The sequence below is a fragment of the Streptomyces tricolor genome (assembly GCF_002155905.1).
Taxonomy (GTDB): domain Bacteria; phylum Actinomycetota; class Actinomycetes; order Streptomycetales; family Streptomycetaceae; genus Streptomyces; species Streptomyces tricolor.
In genome coordinates, this window is the sequence record NZ_MUMF01000644.1 from 1 (window position 1) to 9,202 (window position 9,202).

Here is a 9,202-nt window from a genome sequence, read left to right on the forward strand (position 1 = left end):
CGGGCGCCGAGGTCGAGGCCGATCGGGGAGCGCAGCCGGGCCAGCTCCAGCTCGGTGACGCCGACCGCGCGCAGCCGCTCGTTGCGGTCCAGGTGGGTGCGGCGGGAGCCCATCGCGCCGACGTAGGCGACCGGCAGCCGCAGCGCCAGCTTCAGCAGCGGTACGTCGAACTTGGCGTCGTGGGTGAGGACGCACAGCACGGTACGGCCGTCGACCTCGGTGCGCTCCAGGTACTCGTGGGGCCACTCCACGACGATCTCGTCCGCCTCCGGGAAGCGGGCGCGGGTGGCGAAGACCGGGCGGGCGTCACAGACCGTGACGTGGTAGTTCAGGAACTTGCCCACCCGTACCAGCGCCGACGCGAAGTCGATCGCGCCGAAGACGATCATCCGGGGGGCGGGGACGGAGGATTCCACCAGGACGGTGAGCGGGGCGCCGCAGCGCGAGCCCTGTTCGCCGATCTCCAGGGTGCCGGTGCGGCCCGCGTCCAGGAAGGCGCCGGCCTCGGCGGCCACCGTGCGGTCCAGCTCGGGGTGGGCGCCGAAGCCGCCGTCGTACGACCCGTCGGACCGGACCAGCAGGGCCCGGCCGCGCAGCTCGGCGGGGCCCTCGGCGATCCGCGCGACCGCCGCCGCCTCCCCATGGGCGGCGGCGGCCAGCGCGGCCGCGAACACCGGCCGGGCGGGACCGTCCGCCCGGACCGGGGTGACGAGGATGTCGATGACGCCGCCACAGGTCAGGCCGACGGCGAAGGCATCCTCGTCGCTGTAGCCGAAGCGCTCCAGGACGGTCTCGCCGTCCTCCAGCGCCTGCCGGCACAGCTCGTACACGGCACCCTCCACGCACCCGCCGGAGACCGAGCCGATCGCCGTGCCGTCGGCGTCCACCGCGAGGGCGGCGCCGGGCTGGCGCGGGGCGCTGCCGCCGACGGCCACCACGGTGGCGACGGCGAAGTCACGGCCCTGCTCGACCCACCGGTTCAGCTCCTCGGCGATGTCCAGCATCTGTCGGTCTCCTTAAGCGGGTGGGAGGGATCGGGACGGGCGGTCAGTGGACGCCCAGCCAGCTCTCGATCGGGTTGAGGGCGAAGTAGACCAGGAACACGGCCGTCAAACCCCACATGAAGGCGCCGATCTCGCGGGCCTTGCCCTGGGCCGCCTTGATGGCGACGTAGGAGATGACGCCCGCGGCGACACCGGTGGTGATGGTGTACGTGAACGGCATCAGGACGACGGTCAGGAAGACCGGGATGGCGGTGGCGCGGTCGGCCCAGTCCACGTGCCGGGCGTTCATCAGCATCATGGCGCCGATGACGACCAGGGCGGCCGAGGCGACCTCCTGCGGCACGATCGCGGTGAGCGGCGTGAAGAACAGGCAGGCCGCGAAGAACAGGCCGGTCACGACGGAGGCGAGACCCGTGCGGGCGCCCTCGCCGACGCCCGTCGCCGACTCGATGAAGACGGTCTGGCCGGAGCCGCCCGCCACACCGCCGATCGCGCCGCCGGCGCCGTCGATGAACAGCGCCTTGGACAGGCCCGGCATCCGGCCCTTGTCGTCGGCGAGGTTCGCCTCGGTGCCGACGCCGATGATGGTGGCCATCGCGTCGAAGAAGCCGGCGAGCACGAGGGTGAAGACGATCATGCCGACGGTCATGGCGCCGACCTGGCCCCAGCCGCCGAACTCCACGTTCCCGAAGAGCGAGAAGTCGGGCATCGAGACCGCGCTGCCGTGCAGCTCGGGGGCGCCGTTGGCCCACTGCTTGGCGTCGATGACGCCGAGGCCGTTGAGGACGGCGGCGACGACGGTGCCGGAGACGATGCCGATGAGGATGGCGCCGGGGATGTTCCGGGCCTGGAGCATGAAGATCAGCAGCAGGGTGCCGGCGAAGAGCAGCACCGGCCAGCCGGCGAGTTCACCGGCGGGGCCGAGGGTGAGCGGGCCGCCCTTGCCCTGGTGCACGAAGCCGGACTTGTAGAAACCGATGAGGGCGATGAACAGGCCGATGCCCATGGTGATCCCGTGCTTGAGCGCGAGCGGGATCGCGTTCATGATCATCTCGCGCAGGCCCGTGACGACCAGCAGCATGATGACCACGCCGTACATCACGCACATGCCCATGGCCTGCGGCCAGGTCATGCTGGGGGCGACCTGTGAGGACAGGACGCCGGAGACGGAGAGGCCGGCGGCGAGGGCGAGCGGCACCTTGCCGACGAAACCCATCAGCAGCGTGGTGAAGGCCGCCGCGAACGCGGTCGCGGTGATCAGCGCCTTCTGGCCGAGTGTGTCCCCCGCCGCGTCCTTGCCGGACAGGATGAGGGGGTTGAGCAGGAGGATGTAGGCCATCGCCATGAAGGTGGTGATGCCGCCGCGCACCTCACGCGCGACCGTGGATCCTCTTCTGGATATGTGGAAGTACCGGTCGAGCCAGGACCGCCCGGCCGGGACGCGGCTGCCTTCGCCCGCGTCTTCGGCTGCGGTCCTGGGCTCCACTGACTGCTGGGTCATGGTGCCATCTCCCAAGGTTCAAAGGGGCACCCGTACGTCGTCCCTGTGGGGTACGGGATTTGGGGAATGGACGACCCGGGGGACGGCCCGAGACGAACTGGATTCCTGGTACTTCAAGGACCGCGAGCGGAGCGGAACTCAAAGGGGTTCCTCCGGGCGGCGCGGCGGAGTGTGTGACGTTCCCTGCGCCGCCCGGAGAGCTGTGGGGGTGGTTACGCGGTGCCGGTGAGGTGCTCGGGCCGTACGGGAGTGCGGTTGAGCTCCAGCCCGGTCGCGTTCCGGATCGCCGCGAGGACGGCCGGGGTGGACGACAGGGTCGGCGCCTCGCCGATGCCGCGCAGCCCGTAGGGGGCGTGCTCGTCGGCGAGTTCGAGCACGTCGACGGGGATGGTCGGCGTGTCGAGGATGGTGGGGATCAGGTAGTCCGTGAAGGAGGGGTTCCTGACCTTCGCCGTCTTGGGGTCGACGATGATCTCCTCCATCACGGCCACGCCCAGGCCCTGGGTCGTACCGCCCTGGATCTGGCCGACGACGGAGAGCGGGTTGAGCGCCTTGCCGACGTCCTGGGCGCAGGCCAGTTCGATGACCTTGACCAGGCCGAGTTCGGTGTCGACCTCGACCACCGCGCGGTGCGCGGCGAAGGAGTACTGGACGTGTCCGTTGCCCTGGCCGGTGCGCAGGTCGAAGGCCTCGGTCGGCCGGTGCCGCCACTCCTCCTCGACCTCCACGACCTCGCCCTCCAGGACGTCGGCCAGGTCGCCGAGGACCTCGCCGCCGTCGGTGACGACCTTGCCGCCCTCCAGCAGGAGTTCGGCCGTCGCCCAGGCCGGGTGGTAGGAGCCGAACTTGCGCCGGCCGATCTCCAGCACCTTCTCGCGGACCAGCTCGCAGGCGTTCTTCACGGCGCCGCCGGTGACGTACGTCTGCCGGGACGCGGACGTCGAACCGGCGCTGCCCACCTGGGTGTCGGCCGGGTGGATGGTCACCTGGGTGACGCCCAGCTCGGTGCGGGCGATCTGCGCGTGGACGGTGACACCGCCCTGGCCGACCTCCGCCATCGCGGTGTGCACGGTGGCGACCGGCTCGCCGCCGACGACCTCCATGCGCACCTTGGCGGTGGAGTAGTCGTCGAAGCCCTCGGAGAAGCCGACGTTCTTGATGCCGACCGCGTAGCCGATCCCGCGGACGACGCCCTCGCCGTGCGTGGTGTTGGACAGACCGCCGGGCAGCTGCCGTACGTCGGCGCCCTCGCTGGACTCCCACTGGCGCTCGGGCGGCAGGGGCATCGCCTTGACGCGGCGCAGCAGTTCGGCGACCGGGGCCGGGGAGTCGACCGGCTGCCCGGTCGGCATGATCGTGCCCTGTTCCATGGCGTTGAGCTGCCGGAACTCCACCGGGTCCATGCCCAGCTTCTTCGCCAGCTTGTCCATCTGCGCCTCGTAGGCGAAGCACGCCTGGACCGCGCCGAAGCCGCGCATGGCGCCGCAGGGCGGATTGTTGGTGTAGAGGGCGATGGCCTCGATGTCGACGTCGTCGATCACGTACGGGCCGACGCTCAGCGAGGAGGCGTTGCCGACGACCGCCGGGGAGGCGGAGGCGTAGGCGCCGCCGTCCAGGACGATCCGGCACTTCATGTGGGTCAGCTTGCCGTCGCGCGTGGCCCCGTGCTCGTAGTAGAGCTTCGCCGGGTGGCGGTGGACGTGCCCGAAGAAGGACTCGAAGCGGTTGTAGACGATCTTGACGGGCTTGCCGGTGCGCAGGGCCAGCAGGCAGGCATGGATCTGCATCGACAGGTCCTCGCGTCCGCCGAACGCGCCGCCCACGCCGGCCAGCGTCATCCGCACCTTCTCCTCGGGCAGGCCGAGGACGGGCGCGATCTGGCGCAGGTCGGAGTGGAGCCACTGGGTGGCGATGTAGAGGTGGACGCCGCCGTCCTCCTCCGGCACGGCGAGGCCGGACTCGGGGCCGAGGAAGGCCTGGTCCTGCATGCCGAAGGTGTACTCGCCCTCCACGATCACGTCGGCCCGCTTGCGGGCCTCCTCGACATTGCCGCGGACGATCGGCTGGCGGTGGACGATGTTCGGGTGCGGGACGTGCCCGGCGTGGTGGTCGTCGCGGTTCTCGTGGACGAGGATCGCGTCCGGGGCGGTCGCGGAGGCCTCGTCGGTGATGACGGGCAGTTCCTTGTAGTCGACCTTGATCTTGGCGGCGGCGCGGCGGGCCGTCTCCGGGTGGTCGGCGGCGACGATCGCGACCGGCTCGCCGTGGTGGCGTACCTTGCCGTGCGCGAGGACCGGGGTGTCCTGGATCTCCAGGCCGTAGTTCTTCACCTCGGTGGGCAGGTCGTCGTACGTCATGACGGCGTACACACCGGGCATGGCGAGGGCCTCGGAGGTGTCGATCGAGACGATCTCGGCGTGCGCCACGGTGGAGCGCAGGATCTGCCCCCAGAGCATGTCCTCGTGCCACATGTCGGACGAGTACGCGAACTCGCCGGTGACCTTGAGGGTGCCGTCCGGGCGGAGGGTGGACTCGCCGATGCCGCCCTTGGTGCGGTAGCCCTGCGTGATCTTCGTAGGAGCGCCGTTGGCCGGCATGGTCAGACCCCCTCGGACTGGCGGGCGGCCGCCAGGCGGACCGCGTCCATGATCTTCTCGTAGCCCGTGCAGCGGCACAGGTTGCCCGACAGCGCCTCGCGGATGTCGGCGTCGGTCGGGTTCGGGTTGCGCTCCAGCATCTCGTCGGCGGCGACGAGCAGACCCGGGGTGCAGAAGCCGCACTGGACGGCACCGGCGTCGATGAAGGCCTGCTGCACGGGGCTCAGTTCGGTGCCCTCGCCGGTCTGCGAGTCGCTGCCCTTGGCCTGCCAGGACTTGGCCTCGTCGAGCGAGGTGCCGCAGGCGCCGGTCGCGCAGCCGCCCTCGGCGCGCTGCTTGGCGTACTCGGCGAGACCCTCGACGGTCACCACCTCGCGGCCCTCCACCTGGCCGGCGGCGACGAGGCAGGAGCAGACGGGCACGCCGTCGAGGCGGACCGTGCAGGAACCGCACTCGCCCTGCTCGCAGGCGTTCTTGGAACCCGGCAGGCCGAGGCGCTCGCGCAGCACGTACAGCAGGGACTCGCCCTCCCAGACGTCGTCGGCCTCCTGCGGGCGTCCGTTGACGGTGAAGTTGACGCGCATCACGCAGCTCCCTCGGTGGCGCGGCGGGCGCCGCGGTACGACTCCCAGGTCCAGGTCAGCGTCCGGCGGGCCATGACGCCCACCGCGTGCCGGCGGTAGCTCGCGGTGCCCCGGACGTCGTCGATCGGGTTGCAGGCGGCCGAGCACAGGTCCGCGAACTGCTTGGCGACCGACGGGGTGATGATCTTTCCGTTGTCCCAGAAGCCACCCTCCGCCAGGGCCGCGTTCAGGAACTCCTCGGCGGCCTTGGCCCGCACCGGGGTGGGGGCGGCCGAGCCGATGCCGGTGCGCACGGTCCGGGTCCGCGGGTGCAGGGCGAGCCCGAAGGCGCACACGGCGATGACCATGGCGTTGCGGGTGCCGACCTTCGAGTACTGCTGCGGGCCGTCGGCCTTCTGGATGCGTACGGCGCGGATCAGCTCGTCGGGCTGGAGCGCGTTGCGCTTGACGCCCGTGTAGAACTCGTCGATCGGGATGAGGCGGGTGCCGCGGGCCGCCGACGCCACCTCGACCTCGGCGCCGGCCGCGAGGAGGGCGGGGTGGGCGTCGCCGGCGGGCGAGGCCGTGCCGAGGTTGCCGCCGACGCCGCCGCGGTTGCGGATCTGCGGGGAGGCGACCGTGTGCGAGGCGAGCGCGAGGCCCGGCAGCTCGGCACGGAGATTCTCCATGATCTTGGTGTACGGGACGGAGGCACCCAGCCGTACGGTGTCCTCGCCGACCTCCCATTCGTAGAGGTCGCCGATGCGGTTGAGGTCGAGGAGGTACTCGGGCCGGCGGTGATCGAAGTTGATCTCGACCATCACGTCGGTGCCACCCGCAATCGGCACAGCGGTGGGGTGCTCGGCCTTAGCGGCGAGCGCCTCCTCCCAGCTGGCGGGGCGAAGGAAGTCCATGACCGGCTCTCTTCTTCGTCTCGTGGGTCGTACAGATTGAGCCAATCCGTGTGCGGCGGGCCCGGCTCGTTCATGTGCTGTTAACGCGGAGTGGACTCAGTACACCGCCCGGTGCTCGGGCGGGGTCAGTCACCGAAACCATGAAGGAGTTCGCTGGCCAGGGCGAGCATCTTGTAGATTCGTATGAACGGAGGTCATCGGTAACCTCTCCGTTTTCCTGGGGAAACGCAGGTAACGGCACGGCAAGCCCGGATATCGGCCGGTGCGGCCCCTCACCGGGCCCCTTCCCGGCCCTCCTCCAAGATCCATCGTAGGTTTCGAGACAAAGAACGGCGGCGACGAGATGCGGCTGCGCGCACTGCTGGACACCGATGCGCTGGGCCTGCGGCTGCTCGGCGGCGAGGACGAGCTGGACCGAGCGGTGCGCGGGGTCATGACCACCGACCTGCGCGACCCCAGCCGCTACCTCTCCGGCGGCGAGCTGGTGCTGACGGGCCTGGCCTGGCGCCGGGACGCCGCCGACTCCGAGCCCTTCGTACGGATCCTGGTGCAGGCCGGGGTGGCGGCCCTCGCGGCCGGCGAGGCGGAGCTGGGCGATGTGCCGGACGACCTGGTGCTGGCCTGCGCCAAGCACCGGCTGCCGCTGTTCGCCGTGCACGAGTCGGTGGCGTTCGCGACGATCACCGAGCATGTCGTCCGGCAGGTCTCCGGCGAGCGCGCCGGAGACCTCGCGGCCGTCGTGGACCGGCACCGCCGGATGATGACCTCCGGCCCGGCGGGCGGCGGCCCGGACGTGGTCCTGGACCTGCTCGGCTCCGACCTGGACCTGCGCGCCTGGGTGCTCTCCCCCACCGGCCGGCTGATCGCCGGCTCCAAGGTGGCGGGCCCGGCGCTGCCCGCCGAGTCCTGCGCGAAGCTCGCCGCGGAGCACCTGGCGGCCACCCGCACCGGCCGCCGCGGCCCGTACCGGGTCCAGCTGCACGGCACCACGTACTCGCTCTTCCCGATCCGCTCCTCCGGCCGCTCCCCGCAGGCCGCCCGCGACGTGCGCGAGACGGTCCTGTCGGACTGGCTGCTGGCGGTGGAGGCGGACGCGGGCGACTGGCCCGGGGAGCGCCTGGACCTGCTCCAGGGCGTCACCCAGCTGATCGCCGTCGAACGGGACCGCCGGGACGCGGCCCGCACGGTCCGGCGCCGGCTCGCCCAGGAGGTGCTGGAGCTGGTGCAGACGGGCGCCGCGCCCGCCGAGATCGCCGCCCGGCTGCGGGTGGCCGCGCCGGTGCTGCTGCCCGGGCTCGGGGCGGCCCCGCACTGGCAGGTCGTGGTGGCCCGGGTGGAGTGGGAGGGCGAGGAGGTCGACGGCGGCCCGGTCGCCCAGTCCCTGCTGGAGGAGGTGCTGGTCGACCCGCTGGCGACCGGCCCCGAGCCGTCCGACCGCATCGCCGTCGCGCACACCGGCGACGAGGCGATCGCCCTGGTGCCGCTGCCCGCGGTCACCGCCGAGCACGACGGTTCGGAGACCGGCCTGCTCGCCGACGCCCTCCTGCAGTCGGTACGCGAACCGCTGTCGGCGGGCCTGGACGACGACGGCCGGCTCACCCTCGGGGTCAGCGCGGCCGTGCACTCGGCGGAGGGCCTGCGCGGCGCCCTGGAGGAGGCCCGGCACGCCCGCCGGGTCGCCGCCGCCCGCACCGGCCGGGTCTGCGCGGCCGGCCACCAGGAGCTGGCCAGCCATGTCCTGCTGCTCCCCTTCGTCCCGGACGACGTCCGCCGCGCCTTCACCGCCCGGCTGCTGGACCCGCTGAAGGACTACGACCGCCGGCACCGGGCCGAGCTGATCCCGACCCTGGAGGCGTTCCTCGACTGCGACGGCTCCTGGACCCGTTGCGCCACCCGCCTCCACCTGCACGTCAACACGCTGCGCTACCGGGTGGGCCGTATCGAGCAGTTGACGGGACGGGACCTGTCCCGGCTGGAGGACAAGCTGGATTTCTTCCTGGCCCTGCGCATGAGCTGAGGTCAGCGGGGGCGTGCGACGGCCAAACCCGGTCACGTCCGCGCCCCACGACTTTGTGAAATCTTTCACCCACCCTCTTGGCCGGGCCCCGCGATTGGTGCTGGAATGCCGCCACCACTCAACAGCTCGATGGCGTGCTCGGGGAGGGCAACGTGGCGCATACCGCCATGTCTGGTAACGGAACCACCGGTGACGATCCGCTCCAGACCGCGGTATGGCGGTTGCGCAGCCGGGCCTGCTGGGCCGACGCGGCGGCCCTGCTGCCGGCCGACCGCCCCGCGCCGGCCCTGCAGCGGGCCGCCCTGCTGGCCGAGCGGTGCCTGTACACCGAGCGGGGCTGGGAGGAGGCGGAGGACGCGCTGCGGACGGCGGAGGCGCTGGCGCACAGCGACGAGGAGCGCGGGGCCGCCGCCTGCGAGCGGGGCTACCTCGCCTACGCCGCCACCCTGCACGGCGTGCGCGACCGGGCCGACGAGGCGCGGGCCGCGCTGGGGCGGGCGGCGGCGCTGATCCCGCCGCAGGCCGCGGGGCGGGCGCTGCTGGACTTCCGGCGCGGGCTGGTGGCGCAGAACCTGGCGGGCGTCCCGCAGGCGGCCCGGGCCGCCT

Annotated in this window: 6 protein-coding genes and 1 pseudogene; 2 read left to right on the top strand and 5 right to left on the bottom strand. The window is 72.1% G+C overall.

Translation table 11 applies throughout. The features are described from left to right. From CCN44_RS36235 to CCN44_RS36255, 5 genes are all read right to left on the bottom strand, one after another. Positions 1-1,004: XdhC family protein (locus tag CCN44_RS36235; RefSeq protein ID WP_086702878.1), on the bottom strand; the 1,004-nt coding region annotated here is incomplete at its 3' end. A 43-nt stretch (positions 1,005-1,047) separates the two neighbouring features. Continuing rightward, positions 1,048-2,505: an NCS2 family permease gene (locus CCN44_RS36240; protein ID WP_059253760.1), complete on the bottom strand. Its 1,458-nt coding sequence runs from the start codon at positions 2,503-2,505 to the stop codon at positions 1,048-1,050. A gap of 212 nt (positions 2,506-2,717) precedes the next feature. Beyond that, positions 2,718-5,102, bottom strand: coding sequence for a xanthine dehydrogenase family protein molybdopterin-binding subunit (locus CCN44_RS36245; protein ID WP_059253758.1), 2,385 nt, complete (start codon positions 5,100-5,102; stop codon positions 2,718-2,720). A 2-nt stretch (positions 5,103-5,104) separates the two neighbouring features. After that, positions 5,105-5,686, bottom strand: coding sequence for a (2Fe-2S)-binding protein (locus tag CCN44_RS36250; protein WP_059253756.1), 582 nt, complete (start codon positions 5,684-5,686; stop codon positions 5,105-5,107). Continuing rightward, positions 5,686-6,579, bottom strand: a complete 894-nt coding sequence (locus CCN44_RS36255; RefSeq protein ID WP_086702882.1) for an FAD binding domain-containing protein — start codon at positions 6,577-6,579, stop codon at positions 5,686-5,688. Before CCN44_RS36255 ends, CCN44_RS36250 begins: the two co-directional genes overlap by 1 nt. A gap of 343 nt (positions 6,580-6,922) precedes the next feature. On the opposite strand from CCN44_RS36255, the gene CCN44_RS36260 reads away from it, so the two are divergent. Beyond that, positions 6,923-8,596, top strand: coding sequence for a PucR family transcriptional regulator (locus tag CCN44_RS36260; RefSeq protein ID WP_059253752.1), 1,674 nt, complete (start codon positions 6,923-6,925; stop codon positions 8,594-8,596). 152 nt (positions 8,597-8,748) lie between these two features. Further along, positions 8,749-9,202 (top strand): annotated as a pseudogene (locus CCN44_RS36265) (hypothetical protein); the annotation flags it as partial.

Excerpts from the sequence above, each read along its gene's own strand:
- CCN44_RS36240 (WP_059253760.1), bottom strand. The coding sequence starts at position 2,505 with ATGACCCAGCAGTCAGTGGAGCCCAGGACCGCAGCCGAAGACGCGGGC.
- CCN44_RS36245 (WP_059253758.1), bottom strand. The coding sequence starts at position 5,102 with ATGCCGGCCAACGGCGCTCCTACGAAGATCACGCAGGGCTACCGCACC.
- CCN44_RS36250 (WP_059253756.1), bottom strand. The coding sequence starts at position 5,686 with ATGCGCGTCAACTTCACCGTCAACGGACGCCCGCAGGAGGCCGACGAC.
- CCN44_RS36255 (WP_086702882.1), bottom strand. The coding sequence starts at position 6,579 with ATGGACTTCCTTCGCCCCGCCAGCTGGGAGGAGGCGCTCGCCGCTAAG.
- CCN44_RS36260 (WP_059253752.1), top strand. The coding sequence starts at position 6,923 with ATGCGGCTGCGCGCACTGCTGGACACCGATGCGCTGGGCCTGCGGCTG.